General features: G+C 65.4%; 27 protein-coding genes and 1 pseudogene. 15 read left to right on the top strand and 13 right to left on the bottom strand.

The features are described 5' to 3' along the window. Positions 1 to 90: 90 nt before the first annotated feature. From CP557_RS18730 to CP557_RS18715, 4 genes are all read left to right on the top strand, one after another. The gene (locus tag CP557_RS18730; protein WP_097381301.1) at positions 91 to 1008 is read left to right on the top strand and encodes an ABC transporter ATP-binding protein; all 918 of its coding nucleotides are present in this window, start codon (positions 91 to 93) and stop codon (positions 1006 to 1008) included. Beyond that, a complete protein-coding gene (locus CP557_RS18725; RefSeq protein ID WP_097381300.1) occupies positions 1005 to 1877 on the top strand; it encodes an ABC transporter permease in 873 nt (290 codons plus the stop codon). The genes CP557_RS18730 and CP557_RS18725 overlap by 4 nt, the downstream gene beginning before the upstream one ends. Positions 1878 to 1967: 90 nt before the next feature. Then, positions 1968 to 2501 (top strand): DUF5815 family protein, encoded by a 534-nt coding sequence (locus CP557_RS18720; protein ID WP_097381299.1) that lies wholly within the window; start codon positions 1968 to 1970, stop codon positions 2499 to 2501. Between the two features lie 75 nt (positions 2502 to 2576). Beyond that, a complete protein-coding gene (locus tag CP557_RS18715) occupies positions 2577 to 2900 on the top strand; it encodes a hypothetical protein (protein ID WP_097381298.1) in 324 nt (107 codons plus the stop codon). Between the two features lie 24 nt (positions 2901 to 2924). On the opposite strand, the gene CP557_RS18710 is transcribed toward CP557_RS18715, so the two are convergent. Both CP557_RS18710 and CP557_RS18705 read right to left on the bottom strand, forming a co-directional pair. Next, on the bottom strand, positions 2925 to 3095 hold the full coding sequence (locus CP557_RS18710) for a sensor histidine kinase (RefSeq protein ID WP_211290228.1): 171 nt from the start codon (positions 3093 to 3095) through the stop codon (positions 2925 to 2927). 80 nt (positions 3096 to 3175) lie between these two features. Next, positions 3176 to 3463, bottom strand: a complete 288-nt coding sequence (locus CP557_RS18705; RefSeq protein WP_097381297.1) for an amphi-Trp domain-containing protein — start codon at positions 3461 to 3463, stop codon at positions 3176 to 3178. 281 nt (positions 3464 to 3744) lie between these two features. Between CP557_RS18705 and carB the strand changes: the two genes are divergently transcribed. The 4 genes from carB to hemA all read left to right on the top strand — a co-directional run bounded on the left by carB (position 3745) and on the right by hemA (position 10189). Further along, complete coding sequence (carB, locus tag CP557_RS18700) at positions 3745 to 6921, top strand: carbamoyl-phosphate synthase large subunit (protein WP_097381296.1); 3177 nt, start codon at positions 3745 to 3747, stop codon at positions 6919 to 6921. A gap of 160 nt (positions 6922 to 7081) precedes the next feature. Beyond that, positions 7082 to 8164: a siroheme decarboxylase subunit beta gene (ahbB, locus tag CP557_RS18695; RefSeq protein WP_097381295.1), complete on the top strand. Its 1083-nt coding sequence runs from the start codon at positions 7082 to 7084 to the stop codon at positions 8162 to 8164. 28 nt (positions 8165 to 8192) lie between these two features. Then, positions 8193 to 8849 (top strand): precorrin-2 dehydrogenase/sirohydrochlorin ferrochelatase family protein, encoded by a 657-nt coding sequence (locus tag CP557_RS18690; RefSeq protein ID WP_097381294.1) that lies wholly within the window; start codon positions 8193 to 8195, stop codon positions 8847 to 8849. Next, positions 8849 to 10189, top strand: a complete 1341-nt coding sequence (hemA, locus tag CP557_RS18685) for a glutamyl-tRNA reductase (protein ID WP_097381293.1) — start codon at positions 8849 to 8851, stop codon at positions 10187 to 10189. Before CP557_RS18690 ends, hemA begins: the two co-directional genes overlap by 1 nt. 234 nt (positions 10190 to 10423) lie before the next feature. Here hemA and CP557_RS18680 read toward each other — a convergent pair whose 3' ends face one another. Continuing rightward, on the bottom strand, positions 10424 to 10786 hold the full coding sequence (locus CP557_RS18680; protein WP_097381292.1) for a hypothetical protein: 363 nt from the start codon (positions 10784 to 10786) through the stop codon (positions 10424 to 10426). A gap of 272 nt (positions 10787 to 11058) precedes the next feature. Here CP557_RS18680 and CP557_RS18675 point away from each other — a divergent pair, with 272 nt between their 5' ends. Then, positions 11059 to 14034 (top strand): glycoside hydrolase family 31 protein, encoded by a 2976-nt coding sequence (locus CP557_RS18675; RefSeq protein WP_245853058.1) that lies wholly within the window; start codon positions 11059 to 11061, stop codon positions 14032 to 14034. A 102-nt stretch (positions 14035 to 14136) separates the two neighbouring features. On the opposite strand, the gene CP557_RS18670 is transcribed toward CP557_RS18675, so the two are convergent. The 4 genes from CP557_RS18670 to CP557_RS18655 form a co-directional block, all read right to left on the bottom strand. Further along, the gene (locus CP557_RS18670; RefSeq protein ID WP_097381290.1) at positions 14137 to 14772 is read right to left on the bottom strand and encodes an HAD family hydrolase; all 636 of its coding nucleotides are present in this window, start codon (positions 14770 to 14772) and stop codon (positions 14137 to 14139) included. Positions 14773 to 14853: 81 nt separating this feature from the next. Next, entirely contained in the window at positions 14854 to 15828 is a 975-nt protein-coding gene (locus tag CP557_RS18665; protein WP_097381289.1) for an ABC transporter substrate-binding protein, read from the bottom strand. Continuing rightward, positions 15828 to 16844, bottom strand: coding sequence for an ABC transporter substrate-binding protein (locus CP557_RS18660; RefSeq protein ID WP_097381288.1), 1017 nt, complete (start codon positions 16842 to 16844; stop codon positions 15828 to 15830). The genes CP557_RS18665 and CP557_RS18660 overlap by 1 nt, the downstream gene beginning before the upstream one ends. A 28-nt stretch (positions 16845 to 16872) precedes the next feature. Beyond that, on the bottom strand, positions 16873 to 17766 hold the full coding sequence (locus tag CP557_RS18655; RefSeq protein WP_097381287.1) for an ABC transporter substrate-binding protein: 894 nt from the start codon (positions 17764 to 17766) through the stop codon (positions 16873 to 16875). A gap of 80 nt (positions 17767 to 17846) precedes the next feature. Here CP557_RS18655 and CP557_RS18650 point away from each other — a divergent pair, with 80 nt between their 5' ends. After that, positions 17847 to 18209, top strand: coding sequence for a cupin domain-containing protein (locus CP557_RS18650; protein WP_097381286.1), 363 nt, complete (start codon positions 17847 to 17849; stop codon positions 18207 to 18209). Positions 18210 to 18333: 124 nt separating this feature from the next. After that, entirely contained in the window at positions 18334 to 18762 is a 429-nt protein-coding gene (locus CP557_RS18645; RefSeq protein ID WP_097381285.1) for a VOC family protein, read from the top strand. A 127-nt stretch (positions 18763 to 18889) separates the two neighbouring features. On the opposite strand, the gene CP557_RS18640 is transcribed toward CP557_RS18645, so the two are convergent. The 5 genes from CP557_RS18640 to CP557_RS18620 form a co-directional block, all read right to left on the bottom strand. Further along, positions 18890 to 19453, bottom strand: a complete 564-nt coding sequence (locus CP557_RS18640; RefSeq protein WP_097381284.1) for an HTH domain-containing protein — start codon at positions 19451 to 19453, stop codon at positions 18890 to 18892. After that, the gene (locus CP557_RS18635) at positions 19440 to 19586 is read right to left on the bottom strand and encodes a hypothetical protein (protein ID WP_342746479.1); all 147 of its coding nucleotides are present in this window, start codon (positions 19584 to 19586) and stop codon (positions 19440 to 19442) included. Before CP557_RS18635 ends, CP557_RS18640 begins: the two co-directional genes overlap by 14 nt. Positions 19587 to 19901: 315 nt before the next feature. Then, entirely contained in the window at positions 19902 to 20291 is a 390-nt protein-coding gene (lwrS, locus tag CP557_RS18630; RefSeq protein ID WP_097381283.1) for an LWR-salt protein, read from the bottom strand. A 25-nt stretch (positions 20292 to 20316) separates the two neighbouring features. Then, positions 20317 to 20598 carry a 4a-hydroxytetrahydrobiopterin dehydratase gene (locus CP557_RS18625; RefSeq protein WP_097381282.1) on the bottom strand — a complete coding sequence of 94 codons (282 nt, stop codon included), beginning with the start codon at positions 20596 to 20598 and terminating at the stop codon, positions 20317 to 20319. Positions 20599 to 20662: 64 nt separating this feature from the next. Continuing rightward, positions 20663 to 21340, bottom strand: coding sequence for a helix-turn-helix domain-containing protein (locus CP557_RS18620; protein WP_097381281.1), 678 nt, complete (start codon positions 21338 to 21340; stop codon positions 20663 to 20665). Positions 21341 to 21512: 172 nt separating this feature from the next. Here CP557_RS18620 and CP557_RS18615 point away from each other — a divergent pair, with 172 nt between their 5' ends. The 4 genes from CP557_RS18615 to CP557_RS18600 all read left to right on the top strand — a co-directional run bounded on the left by CP557_RS18615 (position 21513) and on the right by CP557_RS18600 (position 24503). Further along, complete coding sequence (locus tag CP557_RS18615) at positions 21513 to 21920, top strand: hypothetical protein (RefSeq protein ID WP_097381280.1); 408 nt, start codon at positions 21513 to 21515, stop codon at positions 21918 to 21920. Positions 21921 to 21999: 79 nt separating this feature from the next. Beyond that, on the top strand, positions 22000 to 23364 hold the full coding sequence (locus CP557_RS18610; RefSeq protein ID WP_097381279.1) for a TIGR00341 family protein: 1365 nt from the start codon (positions 22000 to 22002) through the stop codon (positions 23362 to 23364). Between the two features lie 13 nt (positions 23365 to 23377). Next, positions 23378 to 23650, top strand: coding sequence for a hypothetical protein (locus CP557_RS18605; RefSeq protein WP_097381278.1), 273 nt, complete (start codon positions 23378 to 23380; stop codon positions 23648 to 23650). Between the two features lie 175 nt (positions 23651 to 23825). Continuing rightward, positions 23826 to 24503 carry an IS6 family transposase gene (locus CP557_RS18600; RefSeq protein ID WP_097381719.1) on the top strand — a complete coding sequence of 226 codons (678 nt, stop codon included), beginning with the start codon at positions 23826 to 23828 and terminating at the stop codon, positions 24501 to 24503. 23 nt (positions 24504 to 24526) lie between these two features. On the opposite strand, the pseudogene CP557_RS23140 reads toward CP557_RS18600, so the two are convergent. Further along, positions 24527 to 24667, bottom strand: a pseudogene (locus tag CP557_RS23140) (dodecin domain-containing protein); the annotation flags it as partial. Positions 24668 to 24737 lie beyond the last annotated feature (70 nt).

The following is a 24737-nucleotide window of genomic DNA, read 5'->3' as shown; positions in this document are numbered from 1 at the left end:
ACAATACTTATACTGCCTGCGGAGTATGAGTGAGTATGCAGACCGTCTTATCGACAGTGTACGACGCGACGCCGGCTCAGAGGGGCGACCATGGCGGCGATTGAACTCGAGGGGCTGACGAAACGGTTCGGCGACGTCGTCGCGGTCGATGGGCTGGATCTGACCGTCGAAGCGGGGGAAATCTTCGGCTTTCTGGGCCCCAACGGCGCGGGGAAGTCGACCACGATCGATATACTCCTGGATTTCATCCGCCCGACCAGCGGGACCGCGACCGTGCTGGGCCACGACGCCCAGTCGGAGGGGCTGGCCGTGCGCGCTCGGACCGGTGTCCTGCCGGACGCCTACCACGTCTACGACCGACTCACCGGCCGCCAGCACGTCGAGTTCGCCATCGAAATGAAAGGCGTCGACGACGATCCCGACGCGCTGCTCGAGCGGGTCCGTATCGCCGATGCCGCCGACCGGAAGGCCGGCGGGTATTCGAAGGGGATGCGCCAGCGGATGGTGTTGGCCATGGCGCTGGTGGGCGACCCCGACCTGCTCGTCCTCGACGAACCCTCGACCGGGCTCGACCCCAACGGTGCTCGCGAGATGCGCGAGATCATCCGCGAGGAGAACGACCGCGGGACGACCGTCTTCTTCTCGAGTCACATCATGGAGCAGGTCGAGGCGGTCTGTGATCGCGTGGCGATCATCGATCGCGGCCGACTCGTCGCCGTCGATACGATCGACGGGCTCCGGGATTCGTCGGAGACCGGCGAAACGCTGTACGTCTACGTCGCGGAACTCGACGCGGACGTCCTCGAGCGCGTCAAACCGCTCGAAGGCGTCGGGGGCGTGGCGATCGACGACGGTCGCCTGCGGGTGACGGTCGACGGCGTCTCGAAGTTCGCCGTCCTGCACGCCATCGACGAGGTGGCCCCCGTCCAGGACTTCTCGGTCGTCGAGTCGTCCCTGGAGGATCTGTTCGTCCGCTACACCAACGAGGGACAGGAGGGAGAGGCATGACCTGGCTTGCCGTCGCGAAGAAGGACTTCCGTGACGCCATCCAGTCGCGCGCCCTGTGGGCGCTCGTCGCCGTCTTCGCCGTGCTCTCGCTCGTCTCCACCTACGCGTACGTCGAAGCGCCCGCGCTGTTAGGGTCGGCGACGGAAGCGACGTTCGGCGGCCTGGTTTTCTTCACGATCGGGCTCACCGGACTCTTCGTGCCGCTGGCGGCGATCGTCGTCTGCTACAAGTCCCTCGCCGGCGAGCGCGAACTCGGGAGCATCAAGCTGTTGCTCTCCTTACCGACTACCCGAGGGCAGGTCTTCGCCGGGAAGGTCGTCGGACGGGCCGCCGTCCTCGCGTTCGGGCTCGGCGTCGGACTCGTCGTCGGGCTCGGCTTCGGCTCCGCGTTGCTCGGTTCCCTCGACGCCGCCGCGCTCCTGGTGTTCGTGCTCGTCACGCTGGCGTTTACAGCCATCTACGCGTCGATCGTCGTCGGCATCTCGGCGACGACGGGGTCGACCTCGCGTGCGACGACGCTGGCGCTCGGGTTCTTCGTCGTCTTCGAACTGCTGTGGGACGTCATCCCGATGGGGATCCTCTACGTCGTCGAGGGGTTCTCGCTCCCGTCGACGATTCCAGACTGGGTGTTTCCCGTCATGCAGCTGTCGCCGTCCTCGGCGTACCTCTCGACGATCGTCGCGCTGTTGCCCGATCTCGCTGACGTGGCCGGTGCCGACCCGACCCAGTCGGGGGCCGGCATCCAGGTCCCGGCCGACGCGGCCGAGCCGTTCTACGCGAGCCCCGAGGTCGGCATCGTCGTCTTGCTCCTGTGGCTCGTCGTCCCGTTCGTCGTCGGCTCCTATCGGTTCAGCGCGGCCGATCTCTGACGCGCTCACGATCGCCGTCGTCCCCTCCCTTGCTGCCGACCGATACGCCGAGTCGTCGCGCTTATGCCCGCCGCTTACGAAGGAGGGCCAATGGCAGACCCCCGCGGTCCGGGTTCGGCTGTCGACGGCCTCGAGTTACCCTGCGGGGAGACCGTCGACCCCCACGAGATCGATCTCGGGATGCGCGAGTACAGTTGTCCCTGCGGTGACGTCCACGCCGTCGTGACGGACGTCCACCCGCCCTCGCGCTTTTTCCCCGAATCGCTCGTCGCCGTCCTCCAGGAGACGATCGAGACGGACGACGAGTTCGAGGAGTTCGGCACGCCCCACCTGCTGGGTGTCGTTCTCGAGGAATTCCCCGACGACGTTGTCGTCCACGACGCGAGCGACGACGGTGCCGTCGGCTACACCCTGCTGTGGATGACCGCGTTCGACGCCCGCCGGCTCCACGAGGTCGTCGTCGAACTCGTCGTCGAACTGATGGAACACGCGATCAGTCACGCCGACGACGACACCGCAGTCACCGAGTTCGAGTCCCAGATGCTCGAGTTCGACGTCGCGGAGTTCGTCGAGCAATACCGGCGAGAGCGGGACTTCGAGAGCGAACACGATCAGCCGATCTGACGGCTCTACTCGGCGCTGCCCCGGGTATCGAGGGTGGCCGAACTATTTACCGACTGGTAGTTCCAACCGTCGGCCATGTCGACGCCGGACCAGATGGAACTGCTTGGGAACCGGGCGTTCCAGCGCTTCGTGGTCGAGACGTTCCTGCTCATGTTCGTGGTTATTGCGTGTTTCAAGTGGCTGATCGCACCGCAACTGCAGTCGCAGTATCCCGCGGTCTTCCCGCAGTCGATGGCCCGGACGACGGGCAAGGAACTCCCGAAGACCCGGCTCGGATGGGCCCAGCTCGGCACCCTGCTGGCCCTCTGTGGCCCGTTCATCTACTACCGTCTCTCCCATACCGAACTCGGTCGAACGCTCACCGCTCTCTTCGAACCCGAGACGGAAGCGCGTCAGTAAGCGTCGTCGTACCGGCGTCCTGCGTTACTGTCGGTCTTGTACTGGAGTCACCGTGACGACCGAACCGTCCTCGTCTGCCGTCGAGATCTCGAATCGGAGTCCACCCGCGTCGCTCTCGCTGACGGTGATCCGCCAGCCGTGGGCTTCGACGACTTCGAAGACGATCGCGAACCCGCCGTCGGTCGCCTCGATCATGATCGTGACATCGCTTCCGACGCCCCCGACGGTGTCGGAACACGTGCTCGAAGAGGACGAGCAGGCGATCCTCGTCGGGCCTACTCGATTTCTAGGGGACCACTCCCGCCGTCTTCGGTCTCGGCGTTTTCGTCCCACTCGAGTTCGAACTCGACGCTCAGTTCGCCGGGACCGTCCGTCGGCCCCTCGCGTTCGGCTTTGACCTCGAACGTCGGACTCGCCGGTGGGTTCAGCGATATCGAGTCGGTGCCCGTTTTCAGCGTAATCGCGTCCCCGCTCTCGAGTCTGTCGGCGACCGTGCGGAGATACGACGCGATGTCGGCTCTGGGCTGGCTGCTTTCGGATTTGAACAGAACTTCTTCTGGCATACGATAGTCGATACGTCGTCCGAACCGATAAGTGCGTCTCTGCCTCGAGCGTCGTGTGACGCCCCCGTCTCGTGACGGCGCGGCTCTCGATGACCTGCTGGGGGACTCGAGAGAGTGAGTGAGCTTCACACCCAGCCGGGAGAGATCGGTCGTTGCTGTGTGATATCGGGACGTATCGGGCGACCGCCCCGTCTCGAGTTCGAATTTCGAAAAGCCGTTTCGAGATTCGTACTGTATCGTGGGGCTTATTACGATGTGCGAACTCCGATTGGACAAGACAAATGAGTACGGACACCGCCACAGACGGCGAGACGGGGGACGGACGCACGATCCTGTTGATCGGGAGCGGTCCGATCCAGATCGGCCAGGCCGCTGAATTCGACTACTCGGGTGCACAGGCCTGCCGAGCCCTCCAGGAGGAGGGGGCTCGCGTCGTGCTCGTCAACTCGAACCCCGCGACGATCATGACGGATCCGGAGATGGCCGACGAGGTCTACATCGAGCCGATCACGACCGACGCCATCGCCGAGATCATCCGCAAGGAGAATCCCGACGGCGTCATCGCCGGCCTGGGTGGGCAGACCGGGCTGAACGTCACCGCCGAACTCGCCGAGGAGGGCGTCCTCGAGGAGTACGACGTCGACATCATGGGCACGCCCCTGGATACGATCTACGCGACCGAGGACCGCGACCTCTTCCGCCAGCGCATGGAGAAGATCGGGCAGCCGGTCCCCGCGTCGACCACCATCTCGCTCGAGGACGGCGAGTCGGTCGCCGACATGACCGAGGAGGGCCTGAAAGAACGTGTACAGGCCGCCGTCGACGAGGTCGGCGGACTGCCGGTCATCGCCCGCACGACCTATACCCTCGGGGGTAGCGGCTCCGGCGTCGTCCACGAGATGGACGAACTCCTCCGCCGCGTCCGCAAGGGACTGCGCCTCTCTCGCAACAGCGAGGTGCTCATCACCGAGTCCATCGCCGGCTGGGTCGAGTACGAGTACGAAGTGATGCGCGACGCCGACGACTCGTGTATCATCATCTGTAACATGGAGAACATCGACCCGATGGGGATCCACACGGGCGAGTCGACGGTCGTCACGCCCTCCCAGATCGTCCCCGACGAGGGCCACCAGGAGATGCGCACCGCCGCGCTCGACGTCATCCGCGAACTCGGCATTCAGGGCGGCTGCAACATCCAGTTCGCGTGGCGCGACGACGGCACGCCCGGCGGCGAGTACCGCGTCGTCGAGGTCAACCCGCGCGTCTCCCGCTCCTCCGCGCTGGCCTCCAAGGCAACCGGGTATCCGATCGCCCGCGTGACCGCGAAGGTCGCGCTCGGCAAGCGCCTCCACGAGATCACGAACGAAATCACGGGCGAGACCACTGCCGCCTTCGAGCCCGCGATCGACTACGTCGTCACGAAGGTGCCCCGGTGGCCCAAGGACAAGTTCGACGACGTCGACTTCGAGCTGACGACGGCGATGAAGTCGACCGGCGAGGCGATGGCCATCGGCCGCACCTTCGAGGAGTCGCTGCTCAAGGCCCTTCGCTCGAGCGAGTACGAACCCGACGTCGACTGGGCCGAGGTTAGCGACGAGGAACTCGAGGAGCACTACCTCGCGCGTCCGTCGCCGGATCGCCCCTACGCGATGTTCGAGGCCTTCGAACGCGGCTACACCGTCGACGAGGTCCAGGAGCTGACGGGCATCTTCGAGTGGTACACCGAGCGCTTCAAGCGCATCGCCGACTCGACGCTCGCCGCACAGGAGGGCGACTTCACCGAGGCCGCGATCGCCGGACACACCAACGCGACGATCGCCGCGAGCGCCGGCGCGGACGTCGACACCGTCGAAACCGAGGTCCCGGGTCGCACCTACAAGCAGGTCGACACCTGTGCGGGCGAGTTCGAGGCCGAGACGCCGTACTACTACTCCGCGCGCAAGTCGGAGTTCGAGTCCGGTCCGCTGCTCGGCGACGCGGCCGCGGGCGAACTCGAGGTCGACCGCGACATCGAGAGCGTGATCGTCGTCGGCGGCGGCCCGATCCGAATCGGACAGGGCGTCGAGTTCGACTACTGTTCGGTCCACGCGGTCCGTGCGCTGCGCGAACTCGGCATCGACGCCTACGTCGTGAACAACAATCCCGAAACGGTGTCGACCGACTACGACACCTCCGACGGGCTCTTCTTCGAGCCGATCACGGCGGAGGAAGTCGCCGACGTCGCCGAGGCGACCGGTGCCGACGGCGTGATGGTCCAGTTCGGCGGCCAGACCTCCGTCAACATCGGCGAACCCCTCGAGGACGAACTCAAGCGCCGCGGCCTGGACTGTGAGGTCATGGGCACCTCCGTCGAGGCGATGGACTTAGCGGAGGACCGCGACCGGTTCAACGCCCTGATGGACGAACTCGAGATCTCCCAGCCCGACGGCGGGACGGCCTTCTCCGAGGAGGAGGCCCTCGAGCTCGCCCACGACATCGGCTACCCCGTCCTCGTCCGCCCCTCCTACGTGCTGGGCGGTCGCGCGATGCAGGTCGTCTACGACGACGCGGAACTCGAGACCTACATCGAGGAGGCCGTCCGCGTCGCCCCCGACAAGCCGATCCTCGTCGACGACTTCCTCGAGGACGCGATCGAGCTCGACGTGGACGCGGTCTCCGACGGCCGCAGCGTCATCATCGGCGGCGTCATGGAACACGTCGAGAGCGCGGGCGTCCACTCGGGCGACTCCGCGTGTATGATCCCGCCGCGTTCACTGGACGAAGCGACTTTAGAGCGCGTCCGCGAGGTCACCGAGGACATCGCCGAGGCGCTGAAGACCAAGGGCCTGCTGAACGTGCAGCTCGCAGTCAGGGACGGCGAGGTCTACGTGCTCGAGGCCAACCCGCGCTCCTCGCGTACCGTCCCCTTCGTCTCCAAGGCGACCGGCGTCCCGATCGCCAAGCTGGCAGCGCAGGTCATGGCCGGCGAGACGCTGGCCAGTCTCGAGGCCGACGAGCAGATCCCCGACCACACCTCGATCAAGGAGGTCGTCCTCCCCTTCGACCGCCTGCCGGGCTCGGACCCGCGTCTCGGTCCGGAGATGAAGTCCACGGGCGAGGTCATGGGCACGGCGAGCGACTTCGGCACGGCCTACTGGAAGGCCCAGCAGGCCGCCGACAACGCCGTCAGCGAGGGAACCGCCGTCGTCGACCTCGACGTCGACGGCTTCGAAAATCACTTCGAGGTGGCTGACTTCGACGACGTGCCACAGGCGATCCGCGAGAACGAGGTCGACTTCGTCGTCAGCCGCGACCGCGACACCCTCGAGATGGCCGTCGAGGAGGAGATCCCCTACCTGTCGACGGCTGCCAGCGCCGAGGCCTACGTCGAAGCGCTCGATAGCTTCGACGGGGACCTCGAGGTCGAATCGGTATCCAGCCGCCCGAAGCACGCCGCCGAGTGGGGCACGTCCGAGTAATCCGCCGGCCGTTACTCCGTTGAGCGCGTAGCTGGTGTTGCGCTTGAAGCCCCCTCGCCTATCGCCGTTTTCGTGTCGCCGAGACGACGGCGAATCTGCAGACCGAACGTCGTCCCCGGGCTCCGATTTCCTTATACTTCGGTAGTCCCGATAGCCGTCTATGAGCACGGACGTCGACCTCACCGAGCGCGAGCGGGCGGTTATCAACGCCTTTCAGGGCGGCTTCCCCGTCGTACCGCGACCGTTCGAAGACGCCGCCGCCGCAATGTGCGACCGCGGGGTCGACATCGACGCGACGGAACTACTCGAGACGATCCGAGACCTCGACGAACGGGGCACGCTATCGCGGTTCGGGCCGCTCGTCAACGCCCAGGAGATCGGCGGCGCAGCGACGCTCGTCGCCATGCACGCCCCCGAGGAGCGGTTCGACGAGATCGTCGACCTGGTCAACGACCACCGCGAGGTCGCGCACAACTACGAGCGAGCGCATCCCCACCTGAACGTCTGGTTCGTCGTGAGCGTCGCCGACGAGGATCGCGTCGAGGACGTCCTCGCCGAGATCGAGGACGAAACGGGCCAGGAGACGTACAACCTCCCGAAACGACGGGAGTTCCGCGTCGAAGCCAAGTTCTACGTCGACGGCCCCCTCGACGGCGACGGTGACGTCGCGGCCGCCGGGATCGACTGTACCGATCTCGGCCCCGACGTGACACCGACCGACGAACCCACGCTGTCGCCGGCCGAACGCGATCTCGTCCTCGAGGTACAGGACGGGGTGCCACTCACCGAGACGCCCTACGCGGACGTGGCCGATTCGATCGGAGCCGACGTCGAGTGGGTACTCGAGACCGTCAAACGGTTCGAACGCGAGGGGAAGATCCGACGGATCGGTGTCGTTCCGAACCACTACGCGCTGGGCTACACGGAAAACGGGATGACGGTCTGGAACGTGCCCGACGACGTCGTTCCCGAGGTCGGTCCCGAAGTCGCCTCGCTGCCGTTCGTGACACACTGTTACCGGCGGCCGCGCCACGAGAGCGTCTGGCCGTACAACTTCTTTGCGATGACCCACGGCCGCAGCGAGGCGGAAAGTCGACGGCGCATCGAGCAGGTCCGTGAAACCATGAGCGAGTACTGGGACGTGACCGACGACGACTGGGACACCCTGTTTTCGACGCAAATATTGAAGAAAACCGGGATTCGGATGGAAGAGCGTGCCGACGCGAACACCAGAGAGCGATAACGCCGGCCGAACGGCACAGATTCCCCACATGATTCCACTCTTGCACGATTTCACGAACGCGACCGTGCTCGTCGTCGGCGGCGGACCGGTCGGTGCCCGGAAAGCGCGACGGTTCGCCCGCGAAGCGCGGGTGCTCGTCGTCAGTCCGGCGTTCGCCGATCGCGACTTCGGCGATGCCGAGCTGATCCGGGCCGCCCCCGACGCCGACGACGTTCCGGCGTGGCTCGAGCGAACCGCACCTGCGTTGGTCGTCGCCGCGACGGACGACGCGGCGATCAACGAGGCCGTCGTCGACGCGGCCCACGATCGGGGGATCCTCGTCAACCGGGCGGATCGCTCGGGGGCGCGCGAACCCGGCAGCGTCGTCGTTCCCGCGACCGTCCGCGAGGAGCCGGTGACCGTCGCGATCGCGACCGGCGGCCGGGCACCCGCACTGAGCAAGCACCTCCGCCAGGAACTCGAGGAGACGCTCGAGGGAGCCGGCGAGATGGCGCGGGTCTGTAGCGGGGTCCGCGAGCAACTCAAGGCACGGGACGTGCCAGCGGACCGGCGACGAGAGATCGTGACGGATGTCGTCAATTCTCCGGATGTTTGGACAGCTTTACGTACGGGTACTTCCAACTGTCCGCAAGTGATCGAGGACGTGCTCGGCGAAGAACTGGCAACTGGGGGTGATCGGCCGTGATGTCGACAGGGGTCGTGACTGCCGGACGGGTGACCCACAAGAGCGGCGGCGTCGACGAGCTAGCCGCCGCAAGCCCGGAGAGTCAGGGAGCCGCCGTCCGGGAACTCCTGACCGTTCCCGATATCGACGAAGCGTACGTCCTCTCGACGTGCAACCGGGTAGAGGCATACGTCGTCGGTGCCGACCACGCCGTCGGCCGGGCCGCGCTCGCGGAGTTTTTCGCCGCGGTCGACGACGATGCCGTCGTGACGACCGCCCACGACGAGAGTCTCCGGCACCTGCTCCGAGTCGCTGCCGGCCTCGAGTCGGTGATCCTCGGCGAAGACCAGATCATCGGCCAGGTACGAACCGCCTACGAGGACGCTCGCGACGCCGGAGGCATCGGCTCGATGCTCGAGGCCGCCGTCACGAAGGCGATCCACGTCGGCGAGCGTGCCCGCACCGAAACCGCGATCAACGAAGGTGTCGTCTCGCTTGGTTCGGCCGCGACGCGACGCGCCGCCGAGGAACTCGACCTCGAGGGGGCGACCGCGCTGGTCGTCGGGGCCGGCGAGATGGGGCAACTCGCGGCCCGGAGCCTCGGGGCCGCCGGCGTCGACGAACTCGTCGTCGCCAATCGAACCGTCGCCCACGCCGAACACCTCGTCGACGACATCGAGGACGAGACCGACGCCGCGGCCGTCCCGCTCGAGGCGCTCGAGACCGCCACGAGCCGTGCCGATATCATCGTCGCGGCGACCGGCAGCGAGGAGCCAGTGCTCGGGACACACCACCTCGACGGCGATACCGGGACCGACGAAACCGACCCCGAACAGGTCGTCGTCGATCTCGGCCAGCCACGAGACGTCGAACCGGCGGCCGACGCCCTCCCCACGGTACGGGTGTTCGATCTAGACGATCTCGAGTCGATCACCGCGGAGACCCGCGAACAGCGGGCCGACGCCGCCCGCGAGGTCGAGTCGATGATCGACGCCGAGTTCGACCTGCTCTGTGACCAGTACAAACGCGCTCGCGCCGACGAAGCGATCGCGGCGATGTACGAATCCGCCGAGCGGATCAAGGACCGCGAGGTCGAGACAGCGCTCTCACACCTCGAGGGCGAAGTGACCGACGACCAGCGCGAGGTCGTCGAAGCGATGGCCGACGCGCTGGTCAACCAGTTGCTCGCACCGCCGACCAAGAGCCTCCGCGAGGCGGCGGCCGAAGACGACTGGAGTACGATCCATACCGCGTTGCAACTGTTCAATCCGGAGTTCGATTCGGACGACGGCCCGCTCGCACCACCGTCGGTCGTCACCGCAAGTGCTGACACGGGAATCGGCGCGACGGACGACGACTAACGAGGGGTCACCCCCGAATGGATTTTCGTTTCGGTTCCGCTCGAGCGTCCAGCGGCGCAGACGGTCTGCTGTCACTGAGTGCCGGTACATCCGCGACCCGCTGTGGGGTGGGCCCGAGCTGACCGACAGGAGTCCGTTTCAGTACCGAGCGCTGCCGGCGTGTTGTGTCCCGGAATCGATCCGACGGCACCCCCAGAACCCCCTCCCCTCTCACTCGGCCGTCTCGAGGTCGCGTTATCGGGTCGGTGCGCCGTACTCCACGTGGACCGTCGGGACGCTCGCGGAGTCGGCCGCTTCGGTGCCGTTCCAGTCGACGAGGCGGACGTTCGCCATCTCCCCGGAAAAACGGAATCGTCGGACGCCGACGTCGATCGCACCCTCGGCGACGCTCCCGGCGACGACCGGACCCTCGGCGACGCTCCCGGCGACGACCGGACCCTCGGCCGCGGGGTCGTCCGCGAGGGACTCGAGGTCGCCGTCGACGGCGACCTCGTAGTTCGAGGGAACCCCGCGTCCGACGATCGTCACGAGGTTCGGGAGTTGACGTTCGTTTGCAGCCGCATCGGTTCGGTTCTGCACCGATGTATCGCGTGTCATGCTTGGATAAGCCCAGCATCCCAGCATAAGCTTTCCTGTCGAAAAAACGGTAAGAAAGCGTGAATGCAGACGCGGGTCACGAAAACAGGCCAGTCGGCGATCGTAAACGGCCCCAGACCGCCGACCGGCGAGCGAGAGACCAGGGGGTCGGACCAATCGCCCACTCGCAAGTCTATTTTTCAATCGGTTCCCGATTCAATCATTGTATATTTTCATCACAGTACTCGGAATCAGAAAATTTTTAATACACATCGTAGTTAATTTCTGCGTAGATGACTGATAGGCCACCTCGGCTCACAGCCCGACGGACGCTCTTGCAAGCATCGGCCACGTTGCTGGCAGGCAGTGCACTCGCATCTTCCACTGCACTGGCCGATCATTACGACTCGAAAATCCATCACGAACCGGAACTCGACGATGACGACCTCCAGACGTTGTTCGTTCGAGATTACGATGTCCTCGAGGATGGGGTGAAAGTCGACCTCGGCGAGTACGAGGGATACGTCCGCCTGTTCGCCGACGATATGGCGCGGGTCTCGATCGTCGAACCCGGCGAGGAGGAGTACGAGTCCCGCGGTATTGCAGCGGGGAGAGCGGAATGGGAGACGCCGAGTTTCAGTGTCGACGAGACCGAAGACCGGATCGCTCTCGAGACGGAGACGATCACCGTCGAGATCAACAACGGACTCTTCGGCGTCGCGTTCCGCGACGAAGACGGAACCGTCATCAACGAAGACTATCTGGATAAGGGATCACCGGGCTACGAGGACGGCAAACCGTACGCCTACAAGAAAACCGACGAGGACGAGGCCTTCTACGGGTTCGGCGAACAGCCCGGCAACGAACTCAACAAACGGGGCGAGAAACTCGAGCACTGGAACACGGACCAGTACGCCTACGGTGCGGACAACGACTACGTCTACACGTCGATTCCGTTCTTCGTCGGCGTGAAAGACGTCGGCGCCTACGGGATCTTCTTCGACGACCCGTATCACTCCGTATTCGAGATGGCGACCGAATCGGACGACTACTACTACTTCCTCGCCGACGGCGGTCAGTTGACCTACTATTTCGCGTACGGCCCCGAAATCGAGGGGGTCCTCGAGCGGTACACGGAACTGACCGGGACGATGGAACTGCCGCCGAAGTGGGGGCTCGGCCTCCACCAGAGCAAGTGGGAGTACACCCCAGACGAGATCGTCGAGACCGCCGAAACCTACCGCGAGAAGGGGATTCCCCTGGATGCGATGCACTTCGACATCGACTACATGAACGAGTATCGCGTCTTCACCTGGGACGACGACTACCTCGATGCGCTCCAGCGGGTCGAGTCGGTCCCGGGGATCAGAACGGTCGCCGTCAACGACCCCGGCGTCGCCGCGGCGGAATCGTACGATCCCACGCCCGATGATTCGGCTCCGGACGAGAGCCAGTACGACGGTGACTCCGGCGGCGATACGTCCGACGGCGACGACTCCGACGACGATTCAGCCGGTGACACGCCCTACGCGGAGACGCCCGACACCGGCACCCAAGAGGACGGCGTCTCCCTCGCGACGACCGATATCCCGAACGACCACACTCGGTACGATGTCTACATCGAGGGGACGGAAAACGACTACTGGGTGAAAAACGCCGACGGCGAGACCTTCGTCGGGAGGGTCTGGCCGGACGAGACGGTCTGGCCTGATTTCTCACGGCCGGAGGTCCGCTCGTGGTGGGCCCGACAACACGACGCGCTGTTCGACGCCGGCATCGACGGGATCAAAAACGACATGGCCGAACCGGCGGTGTTCCAGGAGAACGAGAAGTACGACTGGACGATGCCGGTCGACAACGTCCACGGGACGGGCGACGACACGATGCTCCACGAGGAGTATCACAACATGTACGGCTTCGACATGGCCAGAGCGGCCCACGAATCCTACGACGTCTACAAGCCCGACGAGCGGCCGTTCCTGTTGAACCGGAACCTCTACGCAGGGGGACAGCGCTACGCGGCGCTCTGGACCGGAGACAACGTAAGCTCGTGGAAACACCTGCGGAAGTCGATTCCGATGCACCTGAACCTGGGATTGTCCGGACTGGCGTTCGTCGGCCACGACATCGGCGGCTTCGTCGGCCGACCCGACCCGGAACTGTTCGCCCGCTGGATGGAACTCGGAGCGTTCGTCCCCTACTGCCGGAATCACGCGGACAGCCACACCAAGGTCGACGACGGGGAACCGCGGAACCAACACCCCTGGACGTTCGGTGACGAGGTCGAGGCGATTAGCAAGAAGTACCTTCGACTGCGCTACCGGCTGCTCCCGTACCTCTACAACGAGTTCCGGGACGCGACCGAGACCGGAAAGCCGGTCCAGCAGCCGCTGGTGGTCCACTTCCAGGACGACGAGCGAACCCACGATATCGCCGACCAGTTCATGTTCGGCGACGACATGATGGTCGCACCGGTGCTCGAGGAAGGCGCGACCTCCCGCGAGGCCTACCTGCCGGAGGGGGAGCAGTGGATCGACTACTGGACCGGCGAGGAGTACGATGGCGGGCAGACGCTCACAGTCGATGCCCCGCTCGAACACATCCCGGTCTTCGTTCGGAACGACACCATCATCCCGATGCGGGAGGTCCAGCAGTACACCGGCGAACAGCCGCTGACGACGCTCGTCCTCGATACGTACGTCGACGGGGAAGCGTCGTACTCCTTCTACGAGGACGACGGTGAGAGTCGATCCTACCGGGACGGTGCGTACAACGTGACTGACTTTACCGTCTCGGCCACATCCGGCGGTGTCGTCAGCTTCGAGCGCGAGGCGGTCGTCCGAAACTACGCGGACTCGCAGGTCTCGTCGTATCTATTGAAACTCGACCGGTCGGACGCACCGCGGAAGGTGCAAGCGGCCTCAAAAAAGTACGAGGCAGTCAGCGACGCCGAGACGGTCGAGGAGACGCCCGAGACGTTCACCTACAGCGAAGCGGCCGACGCCGTCCTCGTGCACGTTCCCGCCGACGAGGACGAGACGGTGAAGCTGTTCTTCAACGGAAATCGCGGTGACGGGGACCGCGGTGACAGAGATCGCGGTGACAGAAACCACGGTAACAGAAATCGCGGTGGCAGAGATCGCGGTGACAGAAACCACGGTAACAGAAATCGCGGTGGCAGAGATCGCGGTGACAGAAACCACGGTAACGGAACCAGAGGGAACGGAAACCACGGTACTGGTAGCCGTGCCGGTAACAACCGACGGTAAGCGAGACAGAATCGTGCGAGCCGTGCTGTCGAGATCGGTAGGAATTCGTCGCACGCGGTCAGAACGGCAGCGGGTTCCGAATCGTCGTTTGCCGGCGGACGATCAGGACAGTTCGTCGAACGAGCGGACGCGATAGTCGCCGAGTACGCACTGCCCTCGTCGCTCGTGGCCGACCCGTTCGACGTGAATCGCGTCGAGGCCGGCGTTCCAGGCCGCACCGACGTCGTTTGCACCGTCGCCCGCGAGCACACCCTGGTGGCCGTTGTGAGCGACGCCGAGCTCGGACATGACCGACTGGACTGGCGTCGGATCGGGTTTCCACCCGGTCTCCTCGGTACAGCAGAGTTGCGCGTCGAACCAGTCGCGGATTCCCACGGTGTCGAGGACGGGCTCGGCGAGGAACTCCTGACAGTGGGTGACCAGTCCGACCGGTACCTCGAGGTCGGCGACGAACGCGGCATCCTCGTGGAGGTACGTCTGCTCGGCTCGCACCAGCGGGTCCTCCTCCTCGTGGAACGCCTCCCAGAACGCGGTCGGATCGACGCCCCATTCTCGAAGCTGGTGATCTCGAGACCCGGTCAGGCCGTTCCAGATGATGTCGGCCTCTCGATCGGTGAACTCCCGGCCGAGTCGGTCGCCGACCCGATCGAACACCTCGCGAGTGTAGGACCACTCGACGTCGACGAGGGTGCCGTCGAGATCGAGGAGCCAGAAGTCGTAGTCGCGCTCGAGATCCATCGGACGCCGATATATGTGTTTCTCGACTAAATGCTTATCGACCGATTCGGCCGGGACGGCGGGAGGCCACGGTCGTCGCGTTCAGTCCACCCGCAACTGCGCCCGGTCGGCGTACTCCGCGACGATCGGGTCGTCGTCCGGCCGGTACTCGTCCGTCCACGCGGCGTCCGGATCGATCGACCCCTCGAGCAGCGCCGTCTCCGCTAACGTCTCGCCGAGTCGCCGCCAGCGGGCCCGCTCCTGTGTGCCCCAGCCGTGTTCCCCCACATGCGGCGTGAACTGCAACCGGTGGGCCGCGGTTTCGAATTTCAGTTGCTCGATCGCCCGCCTCCGCTCGAGGGTGGCGTTGCGGTCGACGAGTGCGTCGACGGCACGCTCGGGATCGCGGGTCGCGACGGCCCAGCCGCGGGCGGTCGCCCGGAGGAACGAGCGGACGGTCTCGGGCTGCTCGTCGGCGAACGCGGGGCCGGTGACGAGCGTCATGCCGTAGATGTCCAGGAACTCACCGATCGGCAGTTCGTCGGGCGTCCGGCCGTGTTCCCGCCCGAGTTCGATCCCGTTCGTGACGACCCCGACCGCCGCGTCGACCGTCCCGTCGAGGACCTTGTGCTGGACGCGGTGGTGCGTGTGCGGATCGACTGACAGGAGTTCGACCTCGTCGCGGACTCCCGCGTTCTCGAGCAACTGCGCGGCGAGGATCCGCGTCTTCGTCGCGGAGGGGGCGACGGTCCGGCCCGCGAGTTGCTCGGGCTCGGTGAGGGGCTCCCCGAACACGTCTCGCAGGGTGTAGACCGCCGCCGGCGTCTTCTGTGTCACCGCCGCGACGGCGAGGGGCTCGACGCCCTCGCTTTGTTTCGCCAGCACGGCGCTCGCGCCGGCGAGCGCGATATCGGCCCCGCCGCGGGCGGCGCGTTCGACCGCGTACGGCGAGCCGTGGCCCTCGAGGAACTCGACCTCGAGGCCTTCCTCGCGGTAGAACCCCGCCTCGCGGGCCAGGAAGTACGGCGACTGGAACCCGTTTGGCTCCCAGTTGAGCTGAAAGGAGAGGGGTTCCATCACGGACGGCCCTCCGCCTCGAGGTCGGTCCGGAACAGCCCCTCGGGAAGCTCGTCGACACCGAGCGCGTCCGGGCCGACGACCGCCCGGAGTTCGTCGAACAGTCGCTCCATCCCCTCGACGGTCGAGTCGTCCCAGTCGGGGACGACCATCTCGCGCCACCGATCGCGAACGGCGCGGACGACCGCGGGGTCGTCTTCGTACATGAGTTCCTCGCCGATCGTTTCCCAGAGCGCATCGTCGCGCTGGAGGCGGTCGACGGCGTCCCGAAACGCGCCCCGGAACCCGCGAATCCCATCGGGGTGGTCGGCCAGATACGCCTCGCTCGTCAGGAACGTCGAGACGGGGATCGGCCCCTCGCCGTCGCTCGCCGCGAGGCGGTCGACGAGCCGCGACATCGGCATTACCTCACGGTAGGGTCCGGTCTCGACGATCGCCGGAACGAGCTGCCAGAACTGGCAGATCCCCTCGACCTCGCCGTCCTCGAGCAGCCGCGTGAGCTCGACCTTCGAGCCGGCTTCGACCGCCGTCGCCGTCTCGTCGGGATCGAAGCCGTGGAATTTCCGGCAGGCCGCCCGGACGAGGATCCAGTTCTTGTCGAGGCGTCTGACGACGCCGATCCGGTGGCCCGACAGGTCCGCGAGCCCCGCGACCGGCGACTCGGCCGGCGTGACCAGACCGCCGACCGTCTGACCGTAGGGGTGGACGGCGACGATCGGCGCACCCCCCGCACGCTCCCGGGCCGCCGAGATGTAGTCGATGTCGATCAGGTCGGCGTCGCCCGTCTGGAGTTTCGCCTCGACGGTTTCGCGGCCCTCGTCGAGTTCGTCCGAGACGAGTTGCAGGTCGAGGTGAAACCCGTGGTCGTGGTCGAACCCGAACCGCTTGATCGTATAGAGCATGTACCGCGGACTGCCGTTGTGCTCGAACCGTGCGCGCACCACGGGCTGGTCGCCGGGTTCGCCCTGGAATTCGTCGATCGCGGCCTGCTGTGAACTGATGTCGATGTCGGTCATGGGTTGGTGGTCGGTGGTTCGATGTGGGTCACAGCGGTGCGACGATGTCGTCGACCGCGGCGTTCTCGTCGAGCAGTCCGCGCTCTTGCATCCACTCGAGGTGGTCGTCGAGCGCCGCGCGATCGACCGGCTCGGGGACCTCGTATCGCGGAACGACGATCCCCTCGCGGACGGCGTCCATGTCGACGTCGTCGAACAGATCCGGTGCGACCGCCGCATCGGCCTCGAGCATCGCCAGATACGTCTCCCGGAACGCGTCGGGATCGGCGTTGATATCGTCGACCGCACGGCCGTAGGCCCGCAGGAACGCCTCGAGTAGCTCGCGGTCGACGTCGTCGCCGCCGACGATCCCCATGTGGTTGTCGTACTCGAGGAGCCGCCGGTAACCGAGATGGTCGGCGAGGGTGCTGTGGGGGTCGATGAGCGTCACGGCGTCGACGCGACCCTCGTGGAGTGCCGCCAGTCGATCGGTCGGCATCCCACAGCCGACGAGATCGATCTCGTCGGCGGGGACGTGTTCCTCGAGGGCCTTCCGGGCGGTGTACTCCTGTCCGGTTCGTCGGTTGACCCCGACCGGAACGCCGGCGAGGTCGGCCGGCGTCTCGACGTCGGAATCGGGACGCGTGAAGACCGTGTACGGGAGGGTCGCGAAGGTACCCGTCGCGACGATGCGTCCGTCGCCCATCGTCCACGTCCGACGGATGCTCTCCCACTTGCAGACGGGATAGAGGTCGACGTCGTACTCCCCGGTCAGCGTCTCCCCCGCCGGAACGTACTTGACCTCGACGTCGCGCCTGTCTCGCTCGACCAGGTCGACGTCGAGCCCCGCCTCGCGGAAATAGCCCCGGTCGGCCGCCACCGTCTGTGGCAGCAGAAACGAGAACGGGAGGTGGAACAGTCGGACCGGCTCGCTTGCTAACATGGAACACCCCACACCGAAGAGTGGCTTAAAACGTTTCCATGGTACGTTTATCAGTGCAGCCGTGGGGAGTGGGGACTACCATGAGACAAGTATCGGCAACCCAGGCTGAGTTCGAGGCGGTCGCCGACGGGGTCTCCCTCGCGGAGCTGCCGACGGGAGCGCGGGCGAGCATGGTCTGCTGGCGGATCGAACCGGGGGCGACGCTGCCGGTGCACAGCCACGACAACGAGCAGATCGGCTTCGTCCTCGAGGGAGAACTCACTGCGATCGTCGAGGGCGAAGAGTACACCCTTACGGCCGGCGACGCCTACGCGTTCCGGCCCAACGAGCGCCACGGTGCGGAAAACCGGAGCCGCGAAGCCGCGACCGGCATCGGAGTCCACGCACCCCCTCGAGGGGAACCGGAGTGGCGACGAATCCCAGCGAGCGACGATCGGTCCTGACGGGGTCGAGCACGTCGACGACGGTCACAGAGCCAGTACTCACGGACGACGACCGGCACGGCTCGAGGCGACTCACACTGCTGGAACGGATACGCTCTTGTAGCCCCCCGTGGTATCGGCCCGCATGGACGCCGTCGATCATCTCAACGTCGACGTCGACAGGCTCGAGCCCTGCTATGACTTCTACCGCGAGACCCTCGACCTCGAATTGCTCAGGCCGCCCGCGGATTTCCGGGGCGAGCACGCGATGTTGCGGGCCGGCGAGACGGTCGTGACGCTAGCCCAGACGGGCCGAGCCGAGAACTGGGACGAGGGCGGGATCGACCATCCACTCGACAAAGCCCACCTCGCGTTCGAAACCGACCGTGACAGCTACGAGTCGCTGATCGACGACCTCGACGGACAGTTCCCGAAACAGGGGCCCTACGACTGGGGAGCGTTCGAAGGGTTCTATTTCCTCGACCCCGACGGCAACCTCCTCGAGGTCGTTACCTACGAGCCGCCTGCAGACGAGCGAACGCGACCGTTGTTGACCCACGACGACGTCGAGTGAGTTCACCGACGGTGTCGCGGCGGGAGACTCGAGTGTCGCAGAAGAGACGGTGGTTCGACAGCGGGCTCGTTCCTTTCAGCGACGGTCCAGAACCGTTCGCGAACCGGTTCCACTCGAATGCCGTGACTCATTGCCCTTCCAGCGGCGTGGTCTGCCCGGTTCCTGGCTCGTTCGGTGCCGTGTCGAGGAGCGTTCGTTCGACCGCAGTGAGCCACTGGTCGACGGTATACGTCCGTCCGTCGTCGGGATGTGACTCGTCCGTACACGGCACGACCCCCCGGAGCCTCTCCGCGTCGGTATCCGCCTCGTAGAACGCCAGTGCCACCAGCGGAACGCGCGTCCGATCGCGCGGTTCGTCATCGAGACCAAGCGGTGAGGGCGGCGTTATCCGACGACGGAACGCCGGCTCGAGCGAGTAGCCGTGCTGGGCGGCCCACCGTTCGAAGGCGTCGACGAGTTCGTCCCGCGTGCCCCGAGATTCGTCCGCAACCGAGCCGTTCATTGGCCACTGATCGACCCGTACGTCTGCGACGACCCCCCGTTCGCTGAGCGTCCGAAGCCGTTCGACGAGGGTCGTGATTCGGGAGGCAACGGCCGTCGAGAGGGGAGACCGGACGTAGCAGTCCACCCGGATTTCCCGCTGCAGGGCCGTCTCGACGACCGAGAGAGCCGTCGGATCACCGGACGACATAGCCAGCCTCCGTTCGCCGGACGAGTTCGTTCGCAGTGAGCGATTCGAGAACGGCAAAGAGCGTGAGCTTCGAGAGTCCCAACAGCCCCTGGAGGTCAGTCGCTTTCGGCTCGTCGGCGACAAGGAGGGACATGTATACGAGTTTAGTCTGCGGTGACGCGATCTCGTCCGGGATCACAAATTGCGGGTTGCTCAAAGACATCATAGAAGGCGGCCACAAGCGAATACATAAAGGTGGGGCAGTTGCATGATACCAATCGACAGTATTACACATCTAATGAATATAATCTCCTTATACTACTGTGACGGGACGGTCCGCTCGAGACGGCAGTTCCTGGTCCAGTCCCGAAGAGGGGAACGACCCCGATCCGTGACCCGGCGCGGAGACGTGATCCGTCAGGGCGACCTCGAGCGGAGGACAGCGGACCACGATCGGACGGGTCAGCGATCAGGGTGAGCGGACGTGGACGCTCGAGCCCAGATACTTCGAGAGCACCGCCGAGACGGTGTCGGCGTTGAACGGCTCGAGGTCGGCGGCGATTTCCCGTTTCAGCGCGTCGACGTACTCCTCGTCGGCCTGGAGTTCGCGGAAGTCGACGTCCTCGATACGCCGTGCTGGAACGCCGAGCCACTCCGCGGCGAGTCGGCGGGCGTACGGTTGGTCGGCCACCTCGCCACGCCAGAGCGTATTCCGGAAGAAGAGCCACCCTTCCGTGCCCGGCTCCGGTGCCTCGCGAAAGAGCGTGACCGTCGTCTCGGCGCTGCTCGGCTCGAGGGAGACCTCCTCCCGGGCGGGCTCGAGGCGGAGCCGAACGCGGAAGACGTAACGGGCGTCCATCGGGTGCTCGTCTGGCCGGGCGGGCTCAGTGGTCGCGCTCGGACTCGATCAGCTCCGCCATCTCGATATCGCTCTCGGTAATCCCGCCTTCCTCGTGGGATGTCAGCCGAATCTCGACGCCGGCATACCGGATGACGATCTCGGGGTGGTGGAACTGGGCTTCGGCGATCTCACCGACCATCTGAGCGAAGTTGACGCCGCGAAGGTAGTCGTCGAACTCGTAGACCCGGACGATCTCGTCGTCCCCCCGTTCCCACTCGTCGGGGAGCCGGTCCTCGATTTCCTCGTCGGAAAGTAGCGCAGCCATGTTCGGCCGAACGCAAGCCAATCAAATAACGATTGTGCCACGTTTCCACCCGTTGTGTGGGTGATTACTGGCCGATGCGTCCGTCAGTCCGCTCCGTGTCCTCTCCCGTGGGCTGTAGCTCGGCGTCGACCAGCGTCTCGTAGGCCCGGCGGAACCGCTCGGAGAGCGCCTGGTGAGAGATCCCCAGCTCCTCGGCCAGTTCCTCCATCGAAATCCCGCGTGGGATCTCGAAGTAGCCGTACTCCAGCGCCGCTTCGAGGGCTTCCTGCTGTTCGGGCGTCAGGCGCGTCTCGTGGCCCTCGACGTCGGTCACGTCCGTCACGCGTCGGAGGTCGGCGTTGATCCCGCGATCGACCAGCCGATCGTAGGCGTCACAGAGCCGGTCGCGGTCGCGGTACCGAACCGTCATCTGCCACCAGCCGTCGCTCGCCCGTGCCTCGAGCAGCGAGCCGCCGTCCGCGAGCAGGTCGTCCCAGAGTCGGTTCGTTCCGGCACCCTCCGCGAAGGTCACGTCGTAGAGCAGCCGCGATCCCGTTTCGACGAGGAGTTCGGCCTCCTCGACCGAGGGATCGGCCTCGAACGCCGTCCCGGCCGTCTCGGGATCGACACCGGAAACCCACAGCGAGGGGCGCGTCTTCGACACCGAGGACTCGAGTTCGAACGTGGCCGCGGGTGCGCGTTCGAACGCCGTCGCCAGGGCGGTCTCGGCCGCCGGCAGCCGGAGGTCGGCTATCGTCGACATCGGGCTTCGTACACCGGCGGTGCGTAAAAACCGCTGTTACACCGGGACTGACTGTCGGATTCGCTGATACCGCCTGCGGGCTGCTCGAGGATCCGTGCTCGGGGCCGCGGTGTCCTCGAACGCCGGAACTGGCCGGCCACAGTGTCAAGACGAACGGCGGCCGAGACGGCGTATGCCACCGCGTCTCGACCCCGAAACCGACTTCGCGGAGCTGACCGCTCGCGTCCGCACGCAGTCACAGCAAGCGCCGGGTTCGGACACCGAACGGGTGACGATCCGCTCGCTCGAGCGCGTCTCCTCGAATGCCCTCGCGACCCTGCTCGAGACCGCCGAAAGCGAACACCTCGAGCCGGGCGCGCTCGTCTTCGTCCTCTCGCGGGCCAACGCCGAACTGCTCTGCGAACGGGAGTTCGACATCGACGACGTCGACGAACTCGAGGACGTCCTCGGCCGGCGGATCCGAGTCGAAGCCGAGATGCCCGACGACACGATCCTCCTGTTGCATCCCGACGCCGTCGACGGGGAGGAACTGGTCGAGCCCGAGGCGATCGCCTGCGGAATACTCGGCACCGACGGCTGACGGACGCTCGTCCACTGCTGCCCCGCCACCCGTCCACTGCTGCCCCGACTACTAACCCCGACTCGAATGTGGCCCCAGTATGCGCTACCTGGAGATTGCGGTACAGGAGGGGAAGCGACGAGCCGTTCTCGACATCCTCGAGTCGGAAGGGATCGAGTACGTCGTCAGCGACGAAACCAGCGGGAGGGGGTACGCCGCGGTCGTCCGGTTTCCGGTCCCGACACAGGCGGTCGAACCGCTCCTCGATCGGCTAAAGCGGGCCGGGATCGGGGAGGAGGCCAGCGTCGTCGTCATCAACGCCGAGACGGTCATTTCCGAGGGGTTCGCGACGCTCCGAGAGCGATACAGTCGCGGCGGGCAGACGGAGTCGCGCACCTCGAGACAGGTGTTGCGCACGAAGGCCGACGAACTCACGCCCCCGTTCGCAATCTATACCGTCATGTTGCTGATCAGCGCCGTCGTGGCCACCGCCGGACTGCTGGCCGATTCCCCCGCGGTGGTGATCGGGGCGATGGTCATCGCGCCGCTTTTGGGACCCGCACTCGCCGCCAACATCGGCATCGTGACCGGCGACGACCGACTCAAACGGACCGGCTTCACCTACCAGATCGCCGGCGTGGCGATGGTCGTCGTCGCCTCGATCGTCCTCGCGATGCTCGCGCGGCTGGCCGGCCTCGAGCCCGCCGGGGTCGACATCGTCGCCGCCACCGAACTCGAGGAACGGGTCGCGCCGAACCTGTTCTCGCTCGCGGTCGCGCTGGGGGCGGGGATCGCCGGTATCCTGAGTCTCACGCGGGGCTTTTCGGAGGCCATCGTCGGCGTGATGATCGCCGCGGCACTGATTCCGCCCTCAGCCGCGGTCGGCATCACGGTCGCGTGGGGGATGTCCGGTGCGGCGATCGGTGCCGGCGTCCTCGTGATCGTCAACCTCCTGTCGATCAACCTCGCCGCGCTGGCGACGCTGTGGATCGCCGGCTACCGCCCGCAGGGGCTGTTCGAGGTGTCGCCGACCCGGACGCCGACGTACACGTACGCGGCAATCTTCGGGATCGGTCTGCTGGTGCTTACCGCGCCGCTGGCCGGCGTGACCCTGCTTGACTTCCACACCACCGAACTCCGGTCGGCCGCCGAAGACGAGGTCGAGACGGTACTCGCGGAGCCACAGTACGACGGCCTCGAGAGCGACGAGGTCGCGGTCGAACTCGACGGCGACTACCCGATCCAGTCGGTCGACCGGGTCGTCGTAACGGTCTCCGGACGGAATCCCGGTACGGAGCCGGGGCTGGCCGACCGCCTCTACGCGGAGATCAGACCCCACAGCAGCGAATCGCTGGTCGTCGAAGTCCAGTACGTCGTCGCCGAAGAGAGCGGCGGCGACGCCGAACGGGAGGAGACGAGTCGGTCCACGAGTACAGTGCTGGGAAAGAGTTATACTGTTAGATGAGTGACTATTTCGTATGGTTTACGCTCGAAAACGGGATCGGTACGTCTCTCGGTCGACATGGTTCGCGCTGAGTCAGTCGACGCTACAGTTGGTGACGACCATCACGCTCCTCTCGCTCACCACATCGCTGCTGGCGGTATCGATGGGAGCGCCCGATGACGTCGCAGTGATCGCGCTCGCGGCCGTCGGTGCGATCGCCCTCGGTCTCGCCTTCGTTCGACTGTTCGGCTTCCTCGAAGCGAACGGGATCCCGCTGCTCGAATCGGAGCCCGCCTCGACCACGTGACCCCCGTTTTACCGACTCCATCCGCCGTTCGGTCCGCGACGAGGACGACCGGGGACCGGAGTGACTCGCGTTTCGAACCGCCTGTAGTGGAAGAACGGCGATACGATCCGTCTCGAGGCACTGTCTAGTTGCGTCAGTTTGAGAAATGAGCAGGTCGTTGAGTGAATTGGCTAAGATGCTCGCAGACCTGCTCAGCGAGAGCTATGCGACGGATTTAGAAGAATCTTGGGAGAACGAGCGGACGGCGACGCCCGTCAGGGCGTTCGCCGTCCGCCTCCACCAGACTGGTTGTTCGCTTCGGGAGACAACAACGATTCTCGCTGAATTAGGCGTTGAACGTTCTCACGGAGCGGTTTGGAACTGGGTTCATCGGCTGTCTGACAGTGGATGCGACCCGCCGACGGCGACGCCGTCGCGGGTCGCTGTCGACGAAACTGCTGTCAAGATCAACGGCGAGTGGTCTTGGTTGTATGCTGCAATAGACATCGAGACAAAAGTAATTCTCGACGTTGCGTTGTTTAGTCGACATGGCACCGATTCGGCGGCTGCGTTTCTGCAGAAACTCCGCGAGAAACATGATCTCTCCGAGGCTGAGTTTCTCGTCGATCAATTTGGCTATCGGACTGCCCTTTCCCGAGTCGGACTGAGCGGTCGGGTCAACTATACCGACCGAAACCTCATCGAAAAGTGGTTTCATACCCTCAAAATGCGCATCGACCGGTTCCATAATTCATGGGTGGGCAGTCGGTCAAGCGTCCGAGAGTGGCTTGAACAGTTCGTGCATTACTACAACCACCAAAGACCGCATCAAGCTCTCGATGGAAAAGCGCCAGTCGAGGTGATCCAGAACTAGACAGTGCCCGTCTCGAGGTCCCGTCAGCGCTGGAGTCCGAACGAGACGTGGATCGTCGTCGTGTACGCCTCGATCTGCCCGTCCTGAACGTCCGCCGTCTGGGACTCGATTTCGATTCCGGTGATCCCCTCGAGCGTCTCGTCGGCGTCGTCGAGCGCGCTCTGTGCGGCGTCTTCTCAGGATTCGGTCGAGTTGCCGACCAGTTTGATGACTTTAGCAGTTTCGCTCATAATG

The organism is Natrinema ejinorense (genome assembly GCF_002494345.1).
GTDB lineage: Archaea > Halobacteriota > Halobacteria > Halobacteriales > Natrialbaceae > Natrinema > Natrinema longum.
This window is presented reverse-complemented; position numbering and strand designations above follow the sequence as displayed.